At 68.0% G+C, this 25,492-nt stretch carries 18 protein-coding genes, 1 tRNA gene and 1 riboswitch; of the genes, 4 read left to right on the top strand and 15 right to left on the bottom strand.

What is annotated here, in order from left to right; translation table 11 throughout:
* The first annotated feature begins 470 nt into the window (after positions 1 to 470).
* On the top strand, positions 471 to 1,670 hold the full coding sequence (locus AC3WJT_RS09835) for a reverse transcriptase domain-containing protein (protein ID WP_492342932.1): 1,200 nt from the start codon (positions 471 to 473) through the stop codon (positions 1,668 to 1,670).
* Between the two features lie 3 nt (positions 1,671 to 1,673).
* On the opposite strand, the gene thiC is transcribed toward AC3WJT_RS09835, so the two are convergent.
* The 5 genes from thiC to AC3WJT_RS09810 form a co-directional block, all read right to left on the bottom strand.
* A complete protein-coding gene (gene thiC / locus AC3WJT_RS09830; RefSeq protein WP_492342931.1) occupies positions 1,674 to 3,524 on the bottom strand; it encodes a phosphomethylpyrimidine synthase ThiC in 1,851 nt (616 codons plus the stop codon).
* A 69-nt stretch (positions 3,525 to 3,593) separates the two neighbouring features.
* Positions 3,594 to 3,701, bottom strand: a riboswitch (TPP riboswitch).
* A 128-nt stretch (positions 3,702 to 3,829) separates the two neighbouring features.
* Positions 3,830 to 4,987 (bottom strand): tetratricopeptide repeat protein, encoded by a 1,158-nt coding sequence (locus AC3WJT_RS09825; protein WP_492342930.1) that lies wholly within the window; start codon positions 4,985 to 4,987, stop codon positions 3,830 to 3,832.
* 27 nt (positions 4,988 to 5,014) lie between these two features.
* On the bottom strand, positions 5,015 to 5,857 hold the full coding sequence (gene ypfJ, locus AC3WJT_RS09820) for a KPN_02809 family neutral zinc metallopeptidase (RefSeq protein WP_492342929.1): 843 nt from the start codon (positions 5,855 to 5,857) through the stop codon (positions 5,015 to 5,017).
* Positions 5,858 to 5,968: 111 nt separating this feature from the next.
* Positions 5,969 to 6,520, bottom strand: a complete 552-nt coding sequence (locus tag AC3WJT_RS09815) for a tetratricopeptide repeat protein (protein ID WP_492342928.1) — start codon at positions 6,518 to 6,520, stop codon at positions 5,969 to 5,971.
* A 10-nt stretch (positions 6,521 to 6,530) separates the two neighbouring features.
* Positions 6,531 to 7,091 (bottom strand): tetratricopeptide repeat protein, encoded by a 561-nt coding sequence (locus AC3WJT_RS09810; protein WP_492342927.1) that lies wholly within the window; start codon positions 7,089 to 7,091, stop codon positions 6,531 to 6,533.
* A 269-nt stretch (positions 7,092 to 7,360) separates the two neighbouring features.
* Here AC3WJT_RS09810 and AC3WJT_RS09805 point away from each other — a divergent pair, with 269 nt between their 5' ends.
* Positions 7,361 to 7,834: a YbjN domain-containing protein gene (locus tag AC3WJT_RS09805; protein WP_492342926.1), complete on the top strand. Its 474-nt coding sequence runs from the start codon at positions 7,361 to 7,363 to the stop codon at positions 7,832 to 7,834.
* 98 nt (positions 7,835 to 7,932) lie between these two features.
* Here AC3WJT_RS09805 and AC3WJT_RS09800 read toward each other — a convergent pair whose 3' ends face one another.
* Complete coding sequence (locus tag AC3WJT_RS09800; protein ID WP_492342925.1) at positions 7,933 to 9,342, bottom strand: MFS transporter; 1,410 nt, start codon at positions 9,340 to 9,342, stop codon at positions 7,933 to 7,935.
* 87 nt (positions 9,343 to 9,429) lie between these two features.
* Here AC3WJT_RS09800 and AC3WJT_RS09795 point away from each other — a divergent pair, with 87 nt between their 5' ends.
* Positions 9,430 to 9,990, top strand: coding sequence for a hypothetical protein (locus AC3WJT_RS09795; protein WP_492342924.1), 561 nt, complete (start codon positions 9,430 to 9,432; stop codon positions 9,988 to 9,990).
* On the opposite strand, the gene AC3WJT_RS09790 is transcribed toward AC3WJT_RS09795, so the two are convergent.
* From AC3WJT_RS09790 to AC3WJT_RS09755, 8 genes are all read right to left on the bottom strand, one after another.
* Complete coding sequence (locus AC3WJT_RS09790) at positions 9,987 to 10,271, bottom strand: 4a-hydroxytetrahydrobiopterin dehydratase (protein WP_492342923.1); 285 nt, start codon at positions 10,269 to 10,271, stop codon at positions 9,987 to 9,989. The genes AC3WJT_RS09795 and AC3WJT_RS09790 overlap by 4 nt on opposite strands.
* Positions 10,272 to 10,343: 72 nt before the next feature.
* Positions 10,344 to 19,817 (bottom strand): hypothetical protein, encoded by a 9,474-nt coding sequence (locus AC3WJT_RS09785; RefSeq protein WP_492342922.1) that lies wholly within the window; start codon positions 19,815 to 19,817, stop codon positions 10,344 to 10,346.
* 303 nt (positions 19,818 to 20,120) lie between these two features.
* A tRNA-Leu gene (locus tag AC3WJT_RS09780) sits at positions 20,121 to 20,205 on the bottom strand.
* A 48-nt stretch (positions 20,206 to 20,253) separates the two neighbouring features.
* Positions 20,254 to 20,742 carry a MarR family winged helix-turn-helix transcriptional regulator gene (locus AC3WJT_RS09775; protein ID WP_492342921.1) on the bottom strand — a complete coding sequence of 163 codons (489 nt, stop codon included), beginning with the start codon at positions 20,740 to 20,742 and terminating at the stop codon, positions 20,254 to 20,256.
* A gap of 17 nt (positions 20,743 to 20,759) precedes the next feature.
* Positions 20,760 to 21,767 (bottom strand): fumarylacetoacetate hydrolase family protein, encoded by a 1,008-nt coding sequence (locus AC3WJT_RS09770; RefSeq protein ID WP_492342920.1) that lies wholly within the window; start codon positions 21,765 to 21,767, stop codon positions 20,760 to 20,762.
* Positions 21,764 to 22,537, bottom strand: coding sequence for a hypothetical protein (locus AC3WJT_RS09765; protein ID WP_492342919.1), 774 nt, complete (start codon positions 22,535 to 22,537; stop codon positions 21,764 to 21,766). Before AC3WJT_RS09765 ends, AC3WJT_RS09770 begins: the two co-directional genes overlap by 4 nt.
* A 34-nt stretch (positions 22,538 to 22,571) precedes the next feature.
* Positions 22,572 to 22,850: a hypothetical protein gene (locus tag AC3WJT_RS09760; protein ID WP_492342918.1), complete on the bottom strand. Its 279-nt coding sequence runs from the start codon at positions 22,848 to 22,850 to the stop codon at positions 22,572 to 22,574.
* Positions 22,847 to 23,980: a homogentisate 1,2-dioxygenase gene (locus AC3WJT_RS09755; RefSeq protein ID WP_492342917.1), complete on the bottom strand. Its 1,134-nt coding sequence runs from the start codon at positions 23,978 to 23,980 to the stop codon at positions 22,847 to 22,849. Before AC3WJT_RS09755 ends, AC3WJT_RS09760 begins: the two co-directional genes overlap by 4 nt.
* A 38-nt stretch (positions 23,981 to 24,018) precedes the next feature.
* Here AC3WJT_RS09755 and AC3WJT_RS09750 point away from each other — a divergent pair, with 38 nt between their 5' ends.
* Positions 24,019 to 24,414, top strand: coding sequence for a hypothetical protein (locus tag AC3WJT_RS09750; RefSeq protein WP_492342916.1), 396 nt, complete (start codon positions 24,019 to 24,021; stop codon positions 24,412 to 24,414).
* 14 nt (positions 24,415 to 24,428) lie between these two features.
* Here AC3WJT_RS09750 and AC3WJT_RS09745 read toward each other — a convergent pair whose 3' ends face one another.
* Entirely contained in the window at positions 24,429 to 25,436 is a 1,008-nt protein-coding gene (locus tag AC3WJT_RS09745; protein WP_492342915.1) for an isoaspartyl peptidase/L-asparaginase family protein, read from the bottom strand.
* Positions 25,437 to 25,492: the final 56 nt, after the last annotated feature.

The following is a 25,492-nucleotide window of genomic DNA, read 5'->3' as shown; positions in this document are numbered from 1 at the left end:
GCGTAAGCGCGCAGGCTGGGGACCCGGAGACCGGTTCAGGCCCGTTGCCAGATGATGGTGGCGTGTCGGGATCGCAACAACATGGAGGAAGCGAGATGCTCGAAGCGCTAAGCTCGGATCGGGCCATCAGCTTAAATGACGGAGGCCGGGAGGGCGGGGAGACGCTTCGCGCCAAGGTTGTGATCAGTTCACGTTTTGTTCTCCAACTGGAGGCATCGTGGAGGGTTGCCACCGCCAAGTGGGCCACTATCTTAGTGGTTGCTGCGGTGACCTTCTCAGGTCAGGGTTCTGCCCTGGTCGAGATGAGCGGGGGCCGCCACTCTGGTGCGGTGTCGTCACCTGTGTGCGTAAGCGCGCAGGCTGGGGACCCGGAGACCGGTTCAGGCCCGTTGCCAGATGATGGTGGCGTGTCGGGATCGCAATGCCATTGACTGCCCCGGGGCGCATCCCGAGCACACCGGGGGGAAGGCATGACACGAAGACTGCCCAAGGCCTTCTCCGAAGACACGATGCGGATCGTGTGGGCGAACTCTCGCGACCGGTCGCCTGGAACTGCAGGCAGCCCGGGACTTGACGGCGTTACGGCGCCAGAATTCTCTTCCGATCTCAAATTTCAGATCGCGCGCACCCGGCTTCAACTGCAGCGCCAGACTTACCAGTTCAGCAAGCTTCGCGTTTTCCCAATTCCGAAGAAGAGCGGCGGCGAGCGCATCATCGCGGTTCCAACCGTACGAGACCGCTTCCTTCAACGCGTCGTCCTCCGTCATCTTGAGAACGATCCTCGATTCAACGCCGCATCGCACATAGCGTACGGCTTTTCGAAAGGCCGGACTCTTGCCGCCGCTCAGTCAGCAGCGCTCAGCTTGAGGACCAAATACCCTTGGGTCCTCCAAGCCGATATCGTTAGCTTCTTCGACAGGATTGATCGACGAATTCTAAGGCGGAAAGTCACTAACGCAGTTCGAAGCAAGATCGTCCGGGAAATACTGCTTCAGATCATCAACTGTGAGCTTGACGAGTCTGACCCCAAAGCTGCGTCGCTTGCGGTGGAAAATCAAATCAAGCGGGGAACCGGGCTTCGCCAAGGAATGCCCGCTTCGCCAATGCTCTCCAATCTCCTGCTCAAGGAATTTGACCAAGCGTTATCTCAGGCCGGCTTCCGCGCAATTCGATATGCGGATGACATAGCGATCTTCGGCAAAACCCAAAGCGAATGCCTCGATGCCCTGACATTCGTCAAAACAGAGCTTCATAAGCTTAAGTTGGAAATTCCCGAGCTTTCAGAAGCAACAAAGACGAACATTGCCGGCCCCACCGAAGATGTAGAATTTCTTGGTGTCGCGATACGTCAATTCTCGGATGGATATCGGTTCTGCATCCCGAAGGACAAAATTAGAAAAATAGACGAGAGCTTGTCTAAAATTTCAAGCTTTGAATATTGCCTAAGGCACCGGCGGACTATTCCCGATATGATGACCACCATTGACGCCATGATCGCCGGACACGCCCGATCAATGGCCCATGTCGCGGATCTCGACAGCTTTGTTGGCCGGTTGACGGCGTTGAAGGCCGAACACGTGAAGCGGCTCCTCGAGGGCGTGCTGGGTGCCAGAGTGGTGGCCGAACTCACCCACGAAAGGCGTGCGGTACTCGGCGTGGAGCCGTTCTAACCCCTACACCTTCACCTCAATCTCCCCGCCCAGATCCCGGAACTTCCTAGACATCGCCGCCATCCCCTCAATCGCCTCGTTCGGGGCCACGCCGGCGGCGAAGTCCCGCACTTCCTGGCTGATCTTCATCGAGCAGAACTTCGGCCCGCACATGGAGCAGAAGTGGGCCGTCTTGTGGGCTTCCTTGGGCAGCGTGGCGTCGTGGAACTTCTGGGCCGTCTCCGGGTCCAGGCCGAGGTTGAACTGGTCTTCCCAGCGGAACTCGAACCTGGCGCGGCTCACCGCGTCGTCCCTCAACGCCGCCGCCGGATGCCCCTTCGCCAGATCAGCGGCGTGGGCGGCGAGTTTATAGGTGATCACCCCGGTCTTCACATCGTCGCGGTCGGGCAGGCCCAGGTGCTCCTTGGGCGTGACGTAGCAGAGCATGGCCGTGCCGAACCAGCCGATCATAGCGGCGCCGATGGCGCTGGTGATGTGGTCGTAGCCGGGGGCGATGTCGGTGGTCAGCGGGCCGAGCGTGTAGAACGGCGCCTCGTGGCAGTGCTTGAGCTGCTCATCCATGTTGGCCTTGATCTTGTGCATGGCCACGTGGCCGGGGCCCTCGATCATCACCTGGCAGCCGTGGTTCCAGGCCACCTTGGTCAGCTCGCCCAGCGTGCGCAGCTCGGAGAACTGGGCCTCGTCGTTGGCGTCGCGCGTGCTGCCCGGGCGCAGGCCGTCGCCGAGGCTGAACGACACGTCGTAGGCCCGCATGATGTCGCAGATGTCCTCGAAGTGGTCGTAGAGGAAGCTCTCCTTGTGGTGGGCCAGGCACCACTTGGCCATGATCGAGCCGCCGCGGGAGACGATGCCCGTGACGCGTTTGGCCGTCATCGGAATGAACGGCAGGCGCACGCCGGCGTGGATGGTGAAATAGTCCACGCCCTGCTCGGCCTGTTCGATCAGGGTGTCTCGGAAGACTTCCCAGTTGAGGTCCTCGGCCACGCCGCCGACCTTTTCCAGCGCCTGGTAGATCGGCACCGTGCCGATGGGGACCGGGCTGTTGCGGATGATCCAGTCGCGGATGTTGTGGATGTTGCGGCCGGTCGAGAGGTCCATGACCGTGTCGGCGCCCCAGCGGGTCGCCCAGACCATCTTGTCGACCTCGTCGGCGACGGTGCTGAGCACCGCCGAGTTGCCGATGTTGGCGTTGATCTTGACCAGGAAGTTGCGGCCGATGGCCATCGGCTCCAGCTCGCCGTGGTTGATGTTGGCCGGGATGATGGCGCGGCCGCGGGCGATCTCCTGGCGGACGAACTCGGGGGTGACGAAGTCGGGGATGCTGGCGCCGAAGTCCTCGCCGTCGCGGACGCAGGGGGCGTTCTGCTCGCGGCGCAGGTTCTCGCGGATCGCGACGTATTCCATCTCCGGCGTGATGATCCCCTTGCGGGCGTATTCCAGCTGGGTCACGGCGGCGCCGGTCTTTGCCTTGTAGACCTTGCGGGTCTCGTCGTGGAACTGCGGCGCCAGATGCTTGCCGCTGGCGAAGCCGTTGTCCTCGGGCTTGACCTGACGGGGCTCGGCCACGACCTCGACGTCGCCCCGGCCGGTGACCCAGGCCTCGCGGATGCGCGGCAGCCCCTTGTCGATGTCGATCGTCGCGTCCGGGTCAGTGTAGGGGCCCGACGGGTCATAGATGGTCAGCGGCGGCTCGTTGGCCGTGGGGTGCAGCGCCACCTCGCGGAACGGCACGCGGATGTCCGGGAACAGCTCGCCCGAGGCGTAGACCTTGCGGCTGCCCAGACGCGGGCCGACCGCAACGTCGTCGGTCTTCGGCGAGGCGTTCTTGCCGATCTGCGGGGCGTGGATGTTCATGGCGCGCGGTCCTCGAAGTGCGAGGGCCTGACGGCTCGGGGTGATCCACCCTCCCCGCGCCTGCGCGGCCTGAAGGTGTGCTCCTCTCCCTTCGCCGGCATGACCCGGATCAGGTTCGGCGGGTCACGGCCTCAGCCGACTCTCAGCCACTCAAGCGCGGCCCCCCGGAGAACGAGGGGAGACTAGGCGCGGCCCGTTCCGGGGGCAAGGACATCGGGGACATGTACCGAAGGTACGTGCCCCCTAATCGAGCGGCTCGGGTTTGGGGGACACGTACCTTCGGTACATGTCCCCTAACGTGCGTCTCAGTCCTTGGCGGTGCGCATGCCGGTGAACGCGGCCCAGGGCTCGGCGTAGCCGCGGGCGAGGCCCTTGCGGTACCAGGCCAGCGCCTGCAGCGGGTCGCGTTCGACGCCCACGCCGTCGGCGTATTGCCGGGCCAGCAGGGTGGCGGCGAGCGGATAGCCCTGGTCGGCGGCGGCGCGGAACAGTTTCGCCGCCAGCGCCGGGTCCTTCGCCACGCCCTTGCCGTCCAGCAGCATCAGCCCGAGCGTCATCTGCGCCTTGCCGTCGCCCTTCCTTGCGTCTTCGCCAATCACCGCCGGGGCGCGGGCGCCGAGCATGAGGCGGTTCAGATCGAGGATGACGATCGCCAGGGCGATGCCGCGGCCCTCGGCCTTGCGCATCCAGGTCAGGGCGGCCTCGGGATCGGCCTCGACGCCGTCGCCGGCCTGGTAGGCCAGGGCCAGACGCCAGGCGGCGGCGGCCGACTTGCCCTCCGCGGCCTTGCGGAACAGGTCCAGGGCGGCGGGCTGGTCGCGCGGGACGCCCCGGCCGAGGCTGGTCATCATCGCCAGGTCGTAGTCGGCTTCCGGCAGGTTCAGCGCCGTGGCGGCCTTGACCAGCCGCAGGGCCTCGGCGTCGTCGGCCGCGCCCGTCTCGCCCGACAGCAGCTGGCCGGCGAGGTTGATCATCGCCTGGCCGTCGCCCAGATCGGCCGCCTTGCGGAACCAGCCGGCCGCCGCGGCGGGATCCTTCTGCAGCGCCTTGCCGTCCGTGAGGGCGACGCCGAGGTTGAAGGTCGCATCGACCGATCCGGCGGCGGCGGCCTTGACCAGCCAGTCCTGGCCCGTCGCGGCGTTCTGCACCGGCGGTTCGGTGGTGAAGAAGTAGACGCCCAGGATGTTCATCGCCTTCGGGTCGCCCGCGCGGGCGTCCGGCAGGGTCGTGACGCCGAACCCCTGGGGCTTGCGGGCGTAGCGCAGGCCCTTGTCGCCGTCCGGACAGTAGAGGCTGGGCGTGGCGTCCGGCCGTTTGACCGACCGGCGCCACTCGCAGGCCGGCGGTGCCTCGACATCGGTCAGCACGACCTCGGTCGGCGGCTTGGGCTTGGCGGCCAGCGCCGCGCCCGGAGTCAGGAGCACGGGCAGCAGCAGGCTCGCGACGAGCAGTCTGGCGATCACGTCAGGTCTCACTCAGCAATGGAAGCGTTACAGGGCGGGTGCGCGGAAGGTGTCGCACTGGGCGGGGTCGCCGGTCTCGTAGCCGCGCTTGAACCAGCGCATGCGCTGGTCGGAGGTGCCGTGGGTGAAGGCGTCGGGAACCACGCGGCCCTGGGTCTTGCGCTGGATCGTGTCGTCGCCGACCGCGCTGGCCGCGGCCAGGCCCTCGGCGATGTCGCCCTCTTCCAGATCGACCTCGCCCGCCGTCGCCGCGCCCGTGCGGGCGGCCCAGACGCCGGCGTAGCAGTCGGCCTGCAGTTCGATGCGCACCTGCCCGCCGCCGTCGCCCTGGGCGCGCAGGCCGTGCGGGGCCGACAGCTCGCCGCGCAGGTTCTGGACGTGGTGGCCGATCTCGTGGGCGATGACATAGGCGCGGGCGAAGTCGCCGGCCGCGCCGAAGCGGCTCTCCAGTTCGTTCCAGAAGGTCAGGTCGAGGTACACCTTCCTGTCCGCGGGACAGTAGAACGGGCCCATGGCCGCCTGACCCGGACCGCAGCCGGTCGGCGTCGCGCCGTCATAGAGCACCATGCCGGCGGACGGCGTGTAGGTCTTTCCGACCTGCCGGAACAGCGGGGTCCAGACATCGGTGGTCGAGGTTTCCACCGCGCCGACGAAGCGGCCGGCCTCGTCGGCGGTCTCGCCCCTGACCGGTTCGGCCTGGCCCCCGTTGGTGACCGCATTGATCATCACGCTGGGCTCCTCGCCGAAGAGGAATACCCCGACCAGCACCGCGACCACGCCGACCGCGCCGATGCCGCCGACCGTGCCGTAGCCGCCGCGACCGCGCCGGTCCTCGATGTTTCCCGACTGCCTGCCGCCCTGCCAGCGCATGGTCGTGTCTCCTGATCCTGCAGGCGTAACGCTGGGGCGCCGGGGCCGGTTCGTCCAGTGCTGTTCGCCCGGGAGGAGAGCGGGGACATGTACCGCAGGTACGTGTCCCCTCTACGGCTTGCTGACCGTGAACCGCGTCAGCTGTTTCGCCGGCAGCGCCCAGTCGGGGTCGAGTTCCTGGGCCTTGCGGTAGTCGAAGTAGGCCGCGCGGGCGTCGCCGAGGGACTCCTGGACCAGGGCGCGGTTGTAGAAGGCCTTGGCCGGCTCATCGACGCCGAGCGCCAGGCCCCGGTCGATCTCCGCCAGCGCGCCGGCGTAGTCCTTGTCCGCCATCAGGGCCACGCCGCGATTGACGAAGGCCTCCCCGAGCGTCGGCTCCAGGGTGATGGCCTTGTCGAAATCGAGGCGGGCCTCGCCGTAGGCCCGGGTCCGCAGCAGCATCACGCCGCGATTGACCAGGGTGCCGGCGCGGTCCCGGCGCGCCAGCCGCTCCTCGTCGAGCGAGCGGCTGCACAGCAGGATGGCGTCGCGATCGCTGCGGCCGTCGAAGGCGGCCTTCGAGCAGTCGGCGGCGAGGCCGGCGCCGACCACCATGACCGACGCAGCAGCGGGCGCGGCGAACGCGGCCAGCGCGGCCGCGATCAGGGCGAGACGCGCAGTCATGGCGCCGCTCCTATTTCGGCGTGACCGTGAAGCGGGCCAGTTCCTTGCGCGGCGCGTCCCACTCGGGCGCGATCTCCAGCGCCTTGTTGTAGTCGCGCCAGGCGGCGGCCATGTCGTCGAGGCCTTCGTTGGCCAGGGCCCGGTTGAAGTAGGCCTTCTCCGGCTCATCCGCGCCGAGCGCCAGGCCCTTGTCGATGTCGGTCAGGCCTTCCTGCCAGCGACGCTGCGCGATCAGGGCCGCGCCGCGGTTGACGAACGCCTCGCCGAGCCCGGGCTGCAGGCGGATGGCGGTGTCGAAGTCGCGGTTGGCCGCCGCGAACGCCTTGCGGCGCAACTGGATCACCCCGCGATTGACCAGGGTCGCGGCGCGGTCGCGCTTGACCAGGCTCTCGGTCTCGAGGGCATAGGTGCAGGTGCTGAGCGAATAGTCGTCAGACCGCCCCTGGACCGCGAAGCGGGAACAGGCGTCGGCCAGGCCGCCGCCGAGCACGAAGGCCGCGCCCGAAGCCGGAGCGGCGATTGCGAGAGACATGGCCATTGCGGCCGACGCGAACACGACTTTGGGGGTCATTCTGGTCTCCTCCCGTGCGTGAAGCCTGATCTAGCTTGCATACCACGAATTTCCAGACCGAGAGACGCCTCTTGAGGCCTCGCCGCCCGGCCCTTCGCCGCGAGTGCGGAGGTCGCCGCCAGACGCTGTCTCGCGGCCTGCGAACGCCGAAGCGCGATCGGGGGACCGACAGAAAACGTCAGGTTTAACCCCCTATTTGGGGTAAGGCGTTGCTGATATCCAGCGTCATATGGTGATTGTCACCAGTATCACTTGGGGGAGTTCCTATCGTGAAGAAGATCATCGCCGCCGCGGTCGCTCTCAGCGCCATGGCCCTGGCCGCCGCACCCGCCGCAGCCTACACTTATCCGGCCGCCGGCGTTTCCGCGCAGGAAGTCGCCGCCGTCATCCGGGCCAAGGGCCTGACCGCCGAGATCACCACCGACGAGGCGGGCGATCCCATGATCAAGGGCTCGTCCGACAATCTGAACTGGCGGGTCTTTTTCTACGAGTGCAAGGACGGCCGCTGCGGCAGCCTCCAGTTTTCGGCGGGCTTCGATCTCGACGACGGCCTTCCCCTGGCGAAGTGCAACGAGTGGAACTTCACCAAGCGTTTCGGCCGCTGCGCGCTTGACGGCGAACAGGACCCCTACGTCCGCTACGACATCGACGTGGCCAAGGGCTACACCTCCGAGACCATGGCCTATGCGTTCGAAACCTGGACGCTGATCGTGCCGACCTTCTCGGAATTCATCGGCTACTGATCACCGAAACGGCGGGCGGCCTCGCCGTCCGCCCTGTCGCTGCAAGACCCGGAGCCCGGCCGCCGAATGTTCGGCGCGCCGGGCTTTTCCGTTGAGGGTCAGCCGCCGGACGCCGCGTCGCGGGCGTCCAGCCGTCCACGGATGTGGCCATGGGTCTCGGCGTCGAGCCGGTAGCCGCTGATGAACCATACCGCCAGCAGGGCCAGCACCGCCGGACCGAGGCAGAACATCAGCTGCAGCGTCATCAAGGCCCGCGGGCTGTTTTCGCCGGACAGCTCGGCGACGAAGCCGACCTCCTTCAGCAGGAACAGGCTTCCGCCCACCGCCAGCATCGAGCCGATCTTGATCGATCCCGTCAGCAGGGAAAACAGCAGGCCCGTGCGGTCGACGCCGCTCTCCAGCCGATCCTCGTCGGCCACGTCGGCCATCATCGCCTTGAGCATGATCGGGCCCGAGGCATAGGGCAGGCCCGCCAGGAACATGATCGCGAAGCCGAGCCAGAGGATGTTGGGCAGGACCATGACTCCCAGCTGCATGATGGCCCAGGCGACGCCCGCGATCATCATCGCGCGGTGCTTGCCCAGCCGGCGGGCGACCACGCGCCAGATCGGCGCCCCGGCCAGAGCCCCGACGAAAAACAGGATCAGCATCAGCCCGGCCATGCCGCGCTCGATGCCGCGCACCGCGTCGAAGAAGAAGAACAGCAACGTGCCGGACACCGCCAGCGCTGTGCCCCAGCAGATGTCCGCCGCCAGCACCCGCAGCACCGAGCCGCGCCGGAGCATCGCCACGATGTGGGACAGCCGCGGCGTGTCATGGTGCGGCTTCACCGCCGGCTCGCCCGTCGAGGCCAGCGCCAGCAGGGCGGCCAGGGGCAGGCTGATGATCGTGAACCAGCCCATGGCCTTGATGCCCGTGGCGAAGTCGCCGCCGAAGCCGAACTTGATGATCGGCGGCATCAGCAGGATGGCGATGGTCCCGAACACCGACATCGCCTGCCACCAGCCATAGACCCGTGACCGCTCGTCGTATCCCGGCGCCACCGTGGCCGACCAGGCCATATGGGCCAGCTGCGACATCGACTGTCCGCTGAAGCCCACGATCAGCCAGACCAGGATGTAGACGCCGCCGATGCCCGGCTTGGCCATGAACAGCATGTAGGTCGCCAGCATCGCGATCGGCGCCCCGACCACGAACCACGGCCGGAACCGGCCCCAGCGCGAGCGGGTGCGGTCCATCAGCAGCCCCAGGGCCGGATCGAACCACAGGTCGAAGAAGCGCACGACCATGAAGGCCCAGGCCAGGTCGGCCAGGTCGACCTTCAGATCCTGGGCGTAGTAGTTGGGCAGGTAGGCCGTGACCGGCAGCATCATGGCCGCCAGCGGGATCGTCGGGGTCGCAAAGGCCAGCAGCCGCCAGAGAGGCATCCGCGCCTCGCCCGAGCCCGGCCGGCTGACAGGGGTCGCCGTCTCGGGGCCGGCCACGACCGGGTCCAATTCCACTGACACTCGAAACTCCCGGACCGCATCCCCCTCTTTGCGGGGTGGTTCGACGATGTTCCGACGCTAGCGTGCGTGGCGCAAGGGAGCGCTGCGATGCAATACGCAAAACGGGCCAATGCTTTCGTCGCCGGTGAAGATGTCTGGACCGTCACGCCGAACGCCCTTGTGCGGACCGCGCCCGGCGGCGCGACCTCGCGGCTGGCTTGGTCGCAGGTGACGGAGGTGCGGGTCGCCTACGCCCCGACGCGCGCGAAGTTCGGCCGCTACCTTATCAGCCTCGGCGCGCGCAGCGGGGACCGCTGGACGATCGACAACCAGCACTTCGCCGGCATCGGCAATTTCGAGGACCGCTCGGACCGTTTCACGCCGTTCGTCCTGGCCTGTATCGAGCGGATCGCGGCGCTGGCCCCGCAGGCGACGGCGCGGATCGGATCGTCGGCGGCGGCCTACTGGAGCCAACTGATCTTCGTCAGCGCGGTGTTCGCCCTGCTGGTCGCGGTGATTCTGCTGGCGCCCGGCAGCCTGTCCTGGCTGATCCTGGTCAAGCTGGGCCTGATCGTCGCCATGCTGCCTGTGCTGATCCGCTGGATCGGCCGGGCGCGTCCCCGACGTGTCAGCCTCGATCCCGAGGCGTTCCGGCCGAACCTGCCCTAGCCCGCGATCTCGTCCATGAAGGACGCCAGCCTGACGTCCAGCGCCGTGACGCCGTCGGCGTCGTGGGTCGCGAGCAGGACCTCGACCCGGTTGTAGACATTGGACCATTCAGGATGGTGGTCGAGCTTGTCGGCCAGCAGCGCCACACGCGTCATGAAGCCGAACGCGGCGTTGAAGTCCTTGAAGCTGAACGTCTTGACGATGGCGTCACGGCCGTCGGCGGTCGCCCAGCCTTGCAGCTGCGCCACCGCGTTCGCCGCGCCGATCCGGGTCTGGGCCATGGGTCTGCTCCATCAAAGACCCGGCTATAGCATGACGGCGGGCGCGAGGAGTCCCCCGCGCCCGCCTTCACATCAGAGAACCCAGCCGCCGTCCGTCGGCAGCGAGCCGCCGTTGATCACCGGCACGCCGCTGGTCACGTTGCCGTTGACCTGCAGCTGGTAGTCAGCCCGCCCGTCTCCGTCCACGTCCAGCGACAGGGTGGTGACATTGGCGCCGGGCGAGTGGACCAGAGTCGCCTGGCCCGCAACGCGGGTGAAGGCCGCGACGAAGGTGAAGGCCTGGTCGTTGGCCAAGTTGATGTTGGCGTCGATGCCGGACAGGTCGATCCGGTCGCCCTGGGCGAAGTTGAGGTCGAGGATGATGTCCTTGTCGGCGCGCAGGCCCAGGCTCGTCAGGCGGACGTCCAGGTCGCTGAGCACGAAGTGGTCCGCGCCCAGGCCGCCCTGCATCCGGTCCGAACCGGCGCCGCCGATCAGGGTGTCGTTCCCGTCGCCCGCGGCAAGGGTGTCGTTCCCCTCGCCGCCGCTCAGCACGTTGGCGCCGCTGTTGCCGGTGAGGACGTTGGCCATGCCGTTGCCGGTGCCGTCAATGTCGTCCACGCCGGTCAGCGTCAGCTGTTCGACGTTGGCGGTCAGGGAGTAGTCCACCGAGCTGCTGACCCGGTCGATGCCTTCGTTCGCGCGTTCCGTGATCAGGTCGCCTGCGTCATCGACGATGTAGACGTCCGCTCCGTCGCCGCCGAGCAGGATGTCGCCACCGAGACCGCCGTCGAGCGTATCGTTGCCGATGCCGCCGCTGAGGGTGTCCTCGCCGTCGCCGCCGAGCAGGGTGTCGGCCCCCTCGTTGCCGCTGAGGTCGTCGTTGCCCACGCCGCCGAGCAGTCTGTCGTTGCCCAGGCCGCCCAGCATGACGTCGTTGTCCGCGCCGCCGTCCATCGTGTCGTTGTCAGCGCCGCCGTCGAGGGTATCGCTGCCGAGACCGCCGAACAGGGTGTCGATCCCCAGGCCGCCACGGAGATTGTCGTCGCCGTCGCCGCCGTCGAGGTTGTCGGCGCCGTCGCCGCCATCCAGGCTGTCAGATCCTTCGTTGCCCTGCAGCCGGTCGTTGCCCAGACCGCCCTGGAGGGTGTCCATGCCGTCACCGCCCGTCAGGACGTCATTGCCTTCGCCGCCGTCGAGGTTGTCGTCGCCGGCGCCCCCGTTGACCGCATCAGCGCCCAGACCGCCCTGCATGTCGTCGGCCCCTTCACCCCCGTTGAGGATGTCGTTGTCGGCGCCGCCGTCCATCGTGTCATCGCCCGCGCCGCCGCTGAGCGTATCGGCCCCGGCGCCGCCGGTGAGGCTGTCTGCGCCGTCGCCGCCGTCGAGATTGTCGACGCCGTCGCCGCCGTCGAGCGTATCGATGCCCAGGCCGCCAACCAGGATGTCGTTGCCCAGACCGCCGAGCAGGGTGTCGACACCCTCGCCGCCGGTCAGGGTGTCGGTACCGTCTCCGCCCTCGAGGAGGTCGTCGCCGGCTTCACCTTCGAGAACGTCGTTGCCGAGTCCGCCGTGAACGCTGTCGCTGCCCGCGCCGCCAAGGAGGCGGTCATTGCCTTCGCCGCCATCGAGATTGTCGATGCCGTCGCCACCGTTCAGAACGTCAGCACCGAGGCCGCCGACCAGCAGGTCGTCGTCAGCGCCGCCGTCCAGGGAGTCGTTGCCTGCGCCGCCCACCAGGTTATCGGCGCCGGCCAGGCCCTGCAGGATGTCATTGCCATCGCCGCCCGACAGGGTGTTGGCGCCGACGTTGCCGATGATCGTGTTGGCGAGGGTGTTGCCCGTGCCGTCAATATCAACCAGCCCGGTGAGGGTCAGGTTCTCGAGGTCGTTGGTCAGGATGAAGCTGACCGAGGACTGGATCAGATCGGTCCCGCCATTGAACGCCTCGACGACCACGTCGCCAAGATCGTCGACGACGAAGATGTCGTTGCCCAGGCCGCCGGTCATCCGGTCCGCGCCGGTTCCACCGTCGAGCAGGTCATTGGCCGCGCCGCCGTCGAGGGTGTCGTTGTCGGCGCCCCCGAACAGCTGGTCATCGTCATTGCCGCCCAGAAGGGTGTCGGCCCCGCCGCCGCCGATCAGGAGGTCGGCGCCCGCGCCGCCGTCGAGGTAGTCCGCGCCCGACAGGGCCGGATTGGCCTCGGTCACGGCGACGTCCTGCAGGGTCGTGATCGCACCGGACGAACCGGCGATCGTCACCACCGTGATGCGGCCGTCGCCGAGCAGGATGTCCGCCCCCGCGCCGCCGAACAGACGGTCGTCGCCGGCGTCGCCCGCCAGGGTGTTGGCCAGCACGTCCCCGGTCAGGACGTCCGCGTGGATCGAGCCGGTGACATTCTCGAACCGGGTGAGCTTCGAGACGCCCTGTTCGGTGTTCTGGCCAACGACCGAGGCCAGGGTGACCGTCACGCCGGCGGCGGTGATGTCGGTGCTGTTGCCGTAGAAGCTCGCCGTGTCGACGCCCACGCCGCCATCGAGCGTGTGGTTGCCGGCGCCGACCTCGATCAGATCGTTGCCGTCGCCGCCGCTGATGATGTCGTTGCCGGTGACGCCCGTACCGTCCGAACCGCCCCACAGCCAGTTGTCGCCGGCGTCGCCGGTGATCACGTCGTTGAGGATCGTGCCCGAGACGTGCTCGATACCGATCAGGGTATCCATGCCGTGGCCGGTGTTCTGGGCCGTCCCCTGGAGGTTCAGGTCAACGGTCACGCCGACCTGGACATCCGTCGGAACCAGCAGGAAGGCCGCGCGGTCGACACCCTCTCCGCCGTTCAGGGTGTCGGCGCCTTCGCCGCCCTGCAGGTAGTCGTCGCCGAGGCCGCCGAGGATCATGTCGTCGCCGTCGCCGCCGCGCAGGATGTCGTCATCCGCGCCGCCGTCCAGGCTGTCGTTCCCCGCGTTGCCCCGCAGGAGGTCCAGGCCCTCGCCACCGACGAAGATGTCATTCCCGGCGCCGCCGAGGATGGTGTCGTCAAACGCCGAGCCCACGACGCGCTCGATCGAGGTGAGCGTGTCGATGCCGTCCGCGTCTTCCTGGTAGCCGACGGCCAGGTTGACGAAGATCTCGCTCGTCGCGTCGGTGTAGTCGGCCGTATCGATCCCGTTGCCGCCGTCGAGCGTATCGCTGCCCTTGCCGCCGGTGAGGTGATCGTCGCCGTCGCGGCCGCTGAGCGCGTTCGCGCCGTCATCGCCGATGAAGGTGTCATTCAGCGCCGTGCCGAGCAGGTCCTCGACGCCGCTGATCGTCAGGATGCCGAAGTTGGTATCCTGGCCCGTCGTGGTCGTCAGGTTGACCGTGACGCCCTGTCCGTTGGTCGGGACGACGTTGGCGAAGTCGATCTTGTCCCGGTCGGCGCCGCCGATGATCGTGTCATCCGAGGCGACCGGAGGATCGAGCAGCGGGCCGAGGGACGAGCCGAAGACGAAGGTATCGTTGCCCGAGCCGCCGTCGAGGTAGTCGCCGCTGGCGCCGTTGTAGATAAGGTCGTCCCCGGCTTCACCATACAGGAAGCTGCCGTCGAAGCCGCCGCTGAGGTTATCGTTGCCGCCGCCGCCGTAGAAGGTGTTGTGGCCGAAGTTGTCGAAGATCCGGTCGTTGCCGTTGGTGCCGCGAACCGTATCGTCGAACAGGGTGCCGAAGACCGCGTATTCCTCGAACTCGCTGTAGATCCCGCCCGAAACAGCCGCCAGGAGGGCCGCTGCGTCGCCGGTGCTCAGGTCGAGGTTCAACGCCGTGCTGTAGGCAAAGAAGGACACGTACAGCCGGTCGAAGCCCGCGCCGCCCACAGCCGTGTCGCCCAGGCCGACGAAGACGTTGTCGTTGCCGTTTCCGGCATTCAGGACGTCGATCGCCCCGTCGTCATGGGCGAGGCCCAGGATGGCGTTGGTGTTGGGGTCCACCTGAAGGCCGGTCAGCATGTCGACGTTCGCGCCATGCCACAGGCTGTCGTTGCCGTCGCCGCCGTTGAGCGTGTCCGCACCGAGGCCGCCGTAGACAAGATCGTTGCCGCTGCCGGCGTTGATGACGTTGGCTCCCGCGTCGCCGCGGATCGTGTCGTTGAAGTTCGAGCCGGTGACGTTCTCGACGCCGGTGATGGTGTCCACGCCGTCGGCGCCGCTCGAGGTCCCGTTGGTCAGGCTGACGAAGATGCTGCCCGCCGCCGTGGCGAAGCTGATCGTGTCGGTTCCCGCGCCGCCTTCGATCGTGTCCGTGCCGGCGCCGCCATTGAGGACATCGTCGCCGCCGGCGCCGACCAGCCGATCGTTGCCCGCGCCCCCGTTGAGGACGTCATTGCCGTTGTAGTCCGTGGCGTTGTCGAACAGCACCGCGAAGTCGTCGGACTGGGTGATCGGACCCGACCCGCCCTGCACGGTGTACATCCTGATCCCGCCATCGCCGAGCAGGACGTCGTCGCCGTCGCCACCGTTCAGCGTGTCGGCGCCGGCCCCGCCGCCGAGCACGTTGGCGCCGGTGTCGCCCGTAAGCGTGTCGTCGAAGTTGGAACCGGACAGGTTCTCGATGCCCGAGGCATTGACCGTCGAGGTTCCGTTGGTCGACTGGGCCGCGCCCTGCAACAGCAGGGAGGCGACCACGCCGCTGGCGAACTCGCTGTTGAAGAACGACAGGGTATCGTTGCCGTTGCCGCCGATGACCGTGGCCTGGCCGGCGCCGATCTCCAGCAGGTCATTCCCGTCGCGGCCGTTCAGCGTGTCGTCGCCGGTAGACCAGAGCCAGTTGTCTCCGGCGTTGCCCAACAGGGTGTCGGCGAACGCCGTGCCCGAGACGTGCTCGATGTTGATGAACGTATCCATGCCGTGGCCGGTGTTCTGCGGCCCGACAATTTCAAGGTCGACCGTCGCGCCGGTCTGGGCGTCGGTCGGCAGCGACCCGAACATGCTGACGCGGTCGAGACCGTCGCCGCCGTCCATGACGTCGTCGCCCTCGCCGCCCTGCAGGTAGTCGTTGTCCGCCCCGCCCTGAAGGTTGTCGTTGCCGTTGCGGCCACGCAGGATGTCATCACCCGCACCGCCGATGAGCGTGTCGTCGCCGTCGTTGCCGATCAGGGAGTCATTGCCGCCAAGGCCCGTCAGCACGTTGTCGCCGGCATTGCCGATCAGCGTGTCGCCGATCGTCGAGCCGATGACGTTCTCGACATTGGTGATCGTGTCGTTGCCGGCGTCGCCATTGGTCGTGCCAGAGGTCAGGTTGACCAACACGCCGAATTCGTTGGGTGAGGTCTCGTAGCTGACCGTATCGATCCCGACCCCGCCGTCCATGACGTCGTTGCCCGTGCCGCCCTCGAGCACGTCGTCGCCGCTGCCGCCCTTGAGCGTGTCGTTGCCTGCGCCGCCGTTGAGGATGTCGTTGCCGGACACCACGCCCGCGTCCACGCCGAAATAGACCGCCATGTCGTCGATGCGGGTGATCAGACCGGCCTCGGCGTTCTGGCCCATGATGGCGCCGTCGCCGAGCAGGATGTCGTCGCCGTCGCCGCCGTTCAGCGTGTCCGCACCTTCGGCGCCGGCGAGCAGGTTGGCGTTCGCATCGCCCGTCAGGGTGTCATCGAAGGTCGAGCCGGACAGGTTCTCGATGCCGGTCGCGTTGACAGTCGAGGTTCCGTTGACCGTCTGGGCTCCGCCCTGCAGCAGCAGGGAGGCGACCACGCCGCCGGTGAAGTCATTGTTGTTGAAGAACGACAGCGTATCGGAGCCCGTGCCGCCGTCGACCGTCGCCGCGCCCTGACCGATCTCGATCAGGTCGTTGCCGCCCTCGCCCGCCAGCGTATCGGCGCCGCCCTGGGCCCAGATCCAGTTGGCCGAGTCGTTGCCGGTCAGGGTGTCGGCGAGGTTGGTGCCGGACACGTGCTCGATGCTGTTGAGCGTGTCCATGCCGTGGCCGGTGTCCTGGGCGACGCCCTGGATCCGCAGATCCACCGTCGCGCCGACCTGGGGGTCGCTCGCTTCGAGGAAGAAGGCCGCCCGGTCTTCGCCGTCGCCGCCGTTGAGGGTGTCGTCGCCCTCGCCGCCGTTGACGTAGTCGTTGCCGGCGTCGCCGTTGACGATGTCGTTGCCGCCGTTGCCGCGCAGGGCCGCGTCGTTGCCGGCGCCGCCGTTGATGATGTCGTCGCCGCCTTCGCCGCGCACGACGTCGCTGCCGTCGCCGCCCGAGATCACGTTCACCCCGGCGTTGCCGTAGAGGGTGTCGTTGAAGGCCGAGCCGATGATGTTCTCGATGCCGGTGAGGGTGTCGCTGCCGGCCGCGCTGTTGGTGAAGCCCGATGTCAGGCGCACGTTCACCAGCGCCGTGGAGTCGGCGTAGGTGACCGTGTCGGTTCCTGCGCCGCCATCGATCGCGTCGGCGCCCGCGCCGCCATTGAGGATGTCGTCGCCGTCGCCGCCGAACAGCTGGTCGTTGCCTGCGCCGCCCTCGATGGTGTCGTTGCCGGCCACGCCGACCTGGGCCACGGTCAGGTCAGGCCGGCCATCGCCATAAAGAATGTCGTCGCCGTCGCCGCCGCGAACCGTATCGGAGCCGCCGAAGCCGTAGAGCTCGTTCGCCGCGCCGTCGCCCGTCAAGGTGTCATTGTAGCTGGAGCCGACGATCCCCGACATGCCGATCAGGGTGTCGCTGCCGGCCCCACCCGTGTCCTGCGCAGCGCCCTGGAGCGTCAGGTCCACGGTCACGCCTGCGGTAGCGTAGTTCCGCCCGTAGTAGGCCAGATCGAACCCGCCGTTGCCGGTCAGGGTGTCGGCGCCCAGGCCGCCGCCCAGGATGTTGCGGCCCGCGTCGCCCGTGAGGATGTCGTTGAACTCTGTGCCGAGCAGGTTCTCGATGCCGATGAGCGTATCCGTACCACCGCCCAGCGTGTTCTGCGCACCGGTGATCGACAGGTTGACGGTCACGCCGGTCTGGGTCCCGGCATAGCCCGCCCAGTCATTGCCCGCGCCGCCATTGAGGGTATCGGCGGCGCCGCCGGCGATCGAGAGGAGGACATCGTCGCCGTCGCCACCATTCAGCACGGTACTGGTCACGGCGGCGATCAGGGTGTCGCCATAGGCCGACCCTGTCAGGATCTCGAAGCCCGAGATGGTGTCCGTTCCCGCACCCAGCGTGTTCTGAGCATTGGGCTGGGTGAGATTGACGGTCACCGCGGCCGTCGCCGAGGCGTACGACAGGGTGTCGACGCCGGCGCCGCCCTGCAGGGAGTCGTTGCCCGCGCCGCCGTCGACGATGTCGTCGCCGCCGCCGCCGACGATGGTGTCATTGCCAGCGCCGCCGTTCAGCGTGTCGTTCCCGCTGGAGGCCGGGTTGCTGTAATACGCCGCGACGTCTTCGATCTGGGTGATCGGACCCGATCCGCCCTGGCTGGAGACCATACGGATCTGCCCGTCGCCGAGCAGAACGTCATCGCCGTCACCACCGTTCAGCGTGTCGGCGCCAGCGGCGCCGGCCAGCACGTTGGCGCCGGCGTCGCCCGTCAGGGTGTCGTTGAACGCCGAGCCGGACAGGTTCTCGATGCCCGAGGCGTTGACCGTCGAGGTCCCGTTGATCGTCTGGGCCGCGCCCTGCAGCAGCAGGGAGGCGACCACGCCGCCGGTGAAGTCGTTATTGTTGAAGAACGACAGGGTGTCCGTGCCGTTGCCGCCGATGACCGTGACCTGGCCCGCGCCGATTTCCAGCAGGTCGTTGCCGTCACGGCCGTCGAGCGTGTCGTTGCCGCCGACGCCCCACAGCCAGTTGTCCCCGGCGTCACCCGACAGCGTGTCGGCGAACGTGGTGCCCGAGACGTGCTCGATGCTGATGAAGGTATCCATGCCGTGGCCGGTGTTCTGCGGCCCGGCGACGGCGAGATCGACCGTCGCGCCGGTCTGGGCGTCGGTCGGCAGGGCCAGGAACATGCTGACGCGGTCGAAGCCGTCGCCGCCGTCCATGACGTCGTCGCCCTCGCCGCCCTGAAGGAAGTCGTTGTCCGCCCCGCCCTGCAGATTGTCGTTGCCGTTGCGGCCGCGCAGGAAGTCCTCGCCCGCGCCGCCGATCAGGGTGTCGTCGCCGTCCTCGCCGATCAGCAGGTCGTCGCCGCCCAGGCCCGTAAGGACGTTGGCGCCGGCGTTGCCGATCAGGGTGTCGCTGATCGTCGAGCCGATGATGTTCTCGACATTGGTGATGGTGTCGTTGCCGGCGTCGCCGTTGGTCGTGCCGTTGGTCAGGTCGACCCGCACGCCGATGCTGTTGGGCGAAGTCTCGTAGCTGACCGTATCGACGCCGTCGCCGCCGTTCAGGACGTCGTTGCCCGTGCCGCCCTCAAGCACGTCGTCGCCGCCGCCGCCGACCAGGCGGTCATTGCCTGCACCGCCGTTGAGGACGTCGTTGCCGTTGTAGTCGGTGGTGTTGGCGAGCAGCACCGCAAAGTCGTCGGATTGGGTGATCGGGCCCGACCCGCCCTGCAGGCTGTACATCGTGGTCCCGCCGTCACCGAGCAGGACGTCGTCGCCATCGCCCCCGTTCAGGGTGTCGTTGCCGCTGCGGCCGCCGAGAACATTGTTTCCGCCGTCGCCCGTCAGCGTATCGTCAGAGCTGGAACCGGAAAGGTTTTCGATACCCGAGGCGTTGACCGTCGAGGTCCCGTTGATCGTCTGGGCCGCGCCCTGCAACAGCAGGGAGGCGACTACGCCGCCGGTGAAGTCGTTATTGTTGAAGAACGACAGGGTGTCGGTTCCCGCGCCGCCGACGACCGTGGCCTGACCGGCCCCGATCTCCAGCAGATCGTTGCCGTCACGACCATCAAGGGTGTCGTTGCCGATATTGCCCCACAGCCAGTTGTCGCCGGCGTCGCCCGACAGGGTGTCGGCGAAGGTCGTGCCCGAGACGTGCTCGACGCTGATGAACGTATCCATGCCGTGGCCGGTGTCCTGCGGCCCGGCGATCGCCAGGTCGACCGTCGCGCCGGTCTGGGCGTCGGTCGGCAGGGCCAGGAACATGCTGACGCGGTCGATGCCGTCGCCGCCGTCCATGACGTCGTCGCCCTCGCCGCCTTGCAGGAAGTCGTTGTCCGCCCCGCCCTGCAGGTTGTCATTGCCATTGCGGCCGCGCAGGAAGTCCTCGCCCGCGCCGCCGATCAGGGTGTCGTCGCCGTCATTGCCGATAAGGGAGTCGTCGCCGCCCAGACCGGTCAGGACGTTGTTCCCGGCGTTGCCGATCAGGGTGTCGCTGATCGTCGAGCCGATGACGTTCTCGATGCCCGTGAGCGTGTCGTTGCCGGCGTCGCCGTTGGTCGTGCCCGACGTCAGGTTGACCAGCACGCCGACGCTGTTGGGCGAATGTTCGTAGCTGGCCGTGTCGACGCCGTCGCCACCCGCGATGATGTCGTTGCCCGTGCCGCCTTCGATAACATCGTCGCCGCCGGCGCCCTGCAGGTTATCGTTGCCCGACTGGCCGGCGATGGTATCCGGATCTTCCGTGCCCGTGATGGTGTCGTCGCCCGTCGTGCCCGGAAAATCGGCCATGGTAGTCCCCCCAACAGATAGGCCGTACGAGCGGCCTGAACCCAGCAGTAATGCAAGATAGGGCGCAGCGTCGAGCCGTCACCCCGGCTGCATGATCTGCGATCGCCTCGCAGCCGAATAGTGAAATAATTCGCATGCATTCGCGAATTTGCTCGCGCCTGGATTTAGCGATTTCCGGGGTTCGCGCGCGCGCCTCTCGCCGCCGCGTCCTGTCGCGGCACAGCCTCGCGTCGGTCTGTGCCAGGTCGGGTCACTCCGGCGACGGCAGGCATTTTGCCCGATCACCGCCAGCGAAAAGGCCGATGGTGCCCCCGGTCGGGCTCGAACCGACACTCCTTGCGGAACCGGATTTTGAGTCCGGCGCGTCTACCAATTCCACCACAGGGGCCTGCGGGAGGCGGCAATCTAGCGACGACGGGCGGCAGGTCAACGCGCGCTAGCGCCCCTCCCCCGACAACCGCGCGGCGGCGGCTTCCAGGCGGGTCAGTAGGCGTTTGAGGGTGGCGACGTCGGCGGGGGCCAGGCCGGCCAGCAGGGCCGCCTCGTAGGCCAGGGCCAGCGGCGCGATCTCGCCGTGCAGCCGGCGGCCGGTCTCGGTGAGGGCCAGGGTGTGAGAGCGGCCGTCGGACGGGCTGTCGGTCCGCTCGACCAGGTTGCGGGCGAGCAAACCCTGGGCGGCGCGACTGACCGTGACCTTGTCCATCGCGGTGCGGGCGACCAGGGCCTGGGGCGTGAGGGCGCCCTCGGCCAGGACCGCCATCAGCCGCCACTGCGGGATCGTCAGGCCGAAGCGGTCCTGGTAGGCGCGGGCAATCAGGCCGGAGACGCCGTTCGAGGCGATCGACAAGCGATAGGGAAGGTAGTCGTCGAGCACCAGCGTGTCCGGCGCCCGCTTGCGCGGCAGCGGCGTCACCTCTGCGCCCATGGCTTTCTTCCCTCTCGTCAAACGGCGACCACCTCCTGTTCGATGGCCCCGAAGATCGAGTGGCGTTTCTCGTCGCGCATCTCAATGCGGACCGTGTCGCCGTGGCGCAGGAAGGGCGTTTTCGCCTCTCCGGCGAGCAGTGTCTCCACCGTACGCACCTCGGCGATGCAGCTGTAGCCCAGACCGCCCTCGCTGATCGGCTTGCCGGGGCCGCCCTCGGCGTCGCGGTTGGACACCGTGCCCGAGCCGATGATCGTGCCGGCGCCGAGCGCGCGGGTCTTCGCCGCATGGGCGATCAGGGTTCCAAAGTCGAAGGTCATGTCGACGCCGGCGTCGGCCTCGCCGAACGGCTTGCCGTTCAACTCGACCTCCAGGGCGCCGTGCAGCTTGCCGTCCTTCCAGCGGTCGCCAAGGGCGTCCGGCGTCACCGCGACCGGCGAGAAGGCGCTGGCCGGCTTGGACTGGAAGAAGCCGAAGCTCTTGCCGATCTCGCCGGGGATCAGGTTGCGCAGGGAGACGTCGTTGACCAGCAGCACCAGCCGCACGGCCGCCAGGCATTCCTCGCGGGAGGCCCCAAGCGGCACGTCGCCGGTGATCACGGCGATCTCGCCCTCAAGGTCGCAGCCCCAGGACTCGTCCTTCAGCGGAATGGGGTCGCGCGGACCGAGGAAGCCGTCCGAGCCACCCTGGTACATCAGCGGATCGGTCCAGAAGCTGGCCGGCATCTCCGCGGCGCGCGCCTGCCGCACGAGGGCGACGTGGTTCACATAGGCGCTGCCATCGGCCCACTGATAGGCGCGCGGCAACGGCGAGGCGGCGTCGTGTTCGTGGAAGCGGTCACGCGGCAGGGCGCCATGGTCGAGGCTTTCGGCCAGGCCGCGCAGCAAGGGCTCGCAGCGTCCCCAGTCGTCCAGCGCCGCCTGCAGGGTGGGCGCTATGGCCTCCGCCGACGTGGACCAGGCCAGGTCATGGGAGACGACGACAAGGCGACCGTCACGGCCGCCCTTGAGGGACGCTAGTTTCATGAATGCTTGTCTTTCGTCGGAGGGGCTTCTGGGTCGGGCTTCTTGGACCGGGTGAGGTCGTGCTGCGCGGCGCGCAGTTCGCCCAGACGGACCGGCTTGTTCTGCCACCAGGCTTCAAAGTCGCGGATGGCCTTTTCGACGGCGATCAGCTGTTCGCCGAGGGTGAGCGGCTTGTCCTCGTCCTCGCCATGGGCACCGTGGGCCCCGTGACCGCCATGGGCGCCATGACCGCCGCCGTGGCCCGCGCCGTGGGCGTCGTGGTGAGCGCCGTCGCCGGCGGCCGCTTCGGCCTTCTCTCCGACGCCGACGTTGACGGTGATGCTCGGGCCCGCGACGTTCTGGGCGATGGCCGAGGCCGTGGCGCCGCCGTGACCGCCGCCATGGGCGTCCTTGCCGTGGTGGTCGTCCTTCTTCTTGTCCTTGTCGTCACCCTCGCCGAGGGCCTTGTCGAGCGCCTTGAGCTGCTTGGTCAGGCCCTCGCCGGCGGCCTGGACGCCGCCCAGCTGGTACTTGATCGCCTGGCGCAGGGCGTGGGCCGCGCCCGGGCTGCCGAAGTACTGCTGCTTCAGCGCGTCGCGGGCGGCCTTCATGATGGTGGTGTGGATCTCGTTCAGCCGGTCCTCGCCGGCCTTGGGGCCCGCCGGATTGGCCATCCGCCAGACCAGCAGCAGCGCCAGCACCGCGGCGACGATCCAGCCCAGCAGGCCGAACGGCGTCAACAGGCCGGGCTCGTACTGCGGCCCCCAGGGAAACTCGCTATGGTCCGTCATCTTCACACCCCCTCGAAGACCCAGGAGCCGCCGTTCAGGCGGTCTTCGGGATCAGGCGGCTGACCTTCGCCCCGGCGTCATAACGCGACGGGCCGCCGAACACCGCAATCTCGACCAGAATGTCCCCTCCCGGCGCGCTCGCCCACAGATAGTTTCGTTCCACCTCGACATTTCTCCCGTCAGGCGAAATTCCCTCGAAAGTATCGCCCCACGGGGTGATCTTCGACAACTCCCGCCACTTCAGCGTCAGGGCGCGCTTGAGCTCGTCCTCGGCCATGGCCAGCAGATCGGGATCGACAAGGGCGTCGGTCATGCGGATTTCCAGCTGTCGACATAGGCGGGGTTCTCGACCGACGCGGCGCCGTCGCCGACTTCCAGCGGGTCGCGGGTGTCGATCATCACGGCGTATTCGTCCGTCGCGGGTTTGGGCTGGCTGAGCATGTTCTTCAGCGCCTTGGGGTGGGGCCCGTGGGTGAAGCCCGACGGGTGGAAGGTCATCATGCCGGCCTCGATGTGGTCCCGGCTGAAGAAATCGCCCGCGTGGTAGAACAGCACCTCGTCGTAGTCGTCGTTGTTGTGGAAGAACGGGATCTTGATCGCCCCCGGGTCGGTCTCGAACGGCCGCGGGGCGAAGGTGCAGACCACGAACCGGTCGGCCAGGAAGGTCGTGTGGACGCTGGGCGGCAGGTGGTAGCGGTGGCTGTTCAGCGGCCTGAAGTCGCGCACGTTGATCTTCACCGGCGCCAGCTCGCCGTGCCAGCCGACCGCGTCCAGCGGGTTGTAGCCATAGGTCGCGACCGAAACCTGGCCGCGCTTCTTGATCGCCACCGGGAAGGCCCCCTCCTCAGCCTGGTGGGCGATGAAGGCCTCGTCCATGGCCGGGGTGACCAGCATAGCCGGGTCGAACAGGGCGTGGTTCCCCAGCAGCCCCTTGTCCGGCAGGGTGAAGTGGCCGTTGGTCGCCTGGATCATCAGGATCGCCGTCGGTTCAGCGGGACTGAGCCGCCACATGGTCCCGCGTGGCAGGTAGAGGTAGTCGCCGGCCGCGTAGGTCAGCCGGCCGAAGTCGCAGAACACCTCGCCGGAGCCCGCGTGGACGAACAGCAGCTGGTCGCCGTCGGCGTTGCGGGCGAGGCCCGGCATGGCGGCGGTGAGCTTCCAGAAGCGCATCTCGCAGGCGGCGTTGTGCAGGATGACCGGCGCGTCCCACGGCGAGGGCGCGGCCTGATCCAGCCCGTTCAGGTCATAGGCGCGCGGCCGCAGCGGCCCCTCGAAACTGGTCCAGCCGGTCGGCGGCTTGCGGTGATAGAGGAACGCCGCCGGGCCGAAGAAGCCCTCCTTGGACATCTCCCGCTCGTAGGTCCCTTCCGGGAGATCGGCATGCGCCTGTTTGCTGTGGACCCCCTCGGCGCCGCGGACAGGGATCCAGTTGCGCTTGCTCATCGTATGCCTCTGGACGCCATCGATTGAGGGGAATGAGAATGATCAGACGCGCGCTGCTTGTCGCGGGCCTTCTGTCGGCAATCGCCGCCGCGCCGGCCGTCTCCCGGGAGCCGCCGTCCGCCGCGCCGCTGGTCGGCGAATGGCGCGTAGACCTGACCAACAAGCCCGGCGACGGCGCCTACTACGCCGAGATGACCATCAAGAGCGTCGACGGCGACCGGATCACCGGGACCTTCTACGACAGCCCCATCGAGAAGGGCCGGATAACGCGCGACTGGGGGACGGTGCGGTTCGCCTTCGTCACCCGAGACGGCGGCGGCGGCGTCTACAACCACTCCGGCGAGTTCGTCGACGGACGCCTGATCCGGGGCCTCAGCCATGCGCTGGACCGGGACTTCGTCGCCGTATGGACCGCCGACCGCAAGGCGAAGTGACCGATCGACGGGCGTCATGGCTCGTCCTTGTAGATCGAGATCACCGGCGCCTGCCCCTCGGCGGCGCGGGCGCGATACATGCCGGTGGTGTTGAAGCTCCAGGCGACCTGGCCGTCGGGGGCCAGGGCGACGACGCCGCCGTCGCCGCCAAGGGCGGTCAGGCGATCCTGGATCACCGTGTCGGCGGCGGCCTGCAGGGGCATGCCCCTGTATTGCACCAGGGCGCAGATCTCGCGGGCGACCGTCAGGCGGATGAAATACTCGCCGGTCCCGGTGGCCGAGACGGCGCAGGACTGGTTGGAGGCGTAGGTGCCGGCGCCGATGATCGGCGCGTCGCCGACCCGCCCCCACCGCTTGGCGGTCATGCCGCCGGTCGAGGTGCCTGCCGCGACATTGCCGGCGGTGTCCAGGGCGACCACCCCGACCGTGCCGAACTTGCGATCGTCGGGGATGGCCAGGAAGGCGTGCGGCGCCGGCGCGCCTTGCGGCCGGGCCGGAACCGGCAGGCCCTGATCGGTCAGGGCCTTTTCCAGCTGGGCCCAGCGGCGCTCGGTGAAGAACCACGATGGCTCGACCTGCTCCAGTCCCGCCGAAGCGGCGAAAGCATCGGCGCCGGCCCCGATCATCATCACATGGCGAGACTTCTCCATCACCGCCCGGGCGAGGCTGATCGGGTGGCGGGTGCGCGTGACGCCGGCGACCGACCCGGCCTTCAGCGTCGCGCCGTCCATCACCGCCGCGTCCAACTCGTTGCGGCCCTCGGCGGTGAACACCGCGCCCCGGCCGGCATTGAACAGCGGGTCGTCCTCCAGCTCGCGGATGACGGCTTCGACCGCGTCCATCGCTGAACCGCCCTTGTCGAGCACGGCGGTTCCGGTGGCCACGGCCCTGGCCATGGCGGTGCGATAGGCGGCGTCGGTCTCCGGCGTCAGATCCTTGCGCTCGATGACCCCGGCGCCGCCGTGGATGGCGATGGCCCATTTGGGCCTCGCGAGGGCGGGCGTGGCCGCGAGGGCAATCATGCCAACCACAACCAGAGCGAGTTTTTGGTATTGCCCGATCAAGCTGTTCGTCCTAT

The organism is Caulobacter sp. FW305-C-30-S16, from assembly GCF_058783025.1.
The sequence above is the reverse complement of the archived record's forward strand: the minus strand, read 5'-3'. Positions and strand labels throughout refer to the sequence as shown.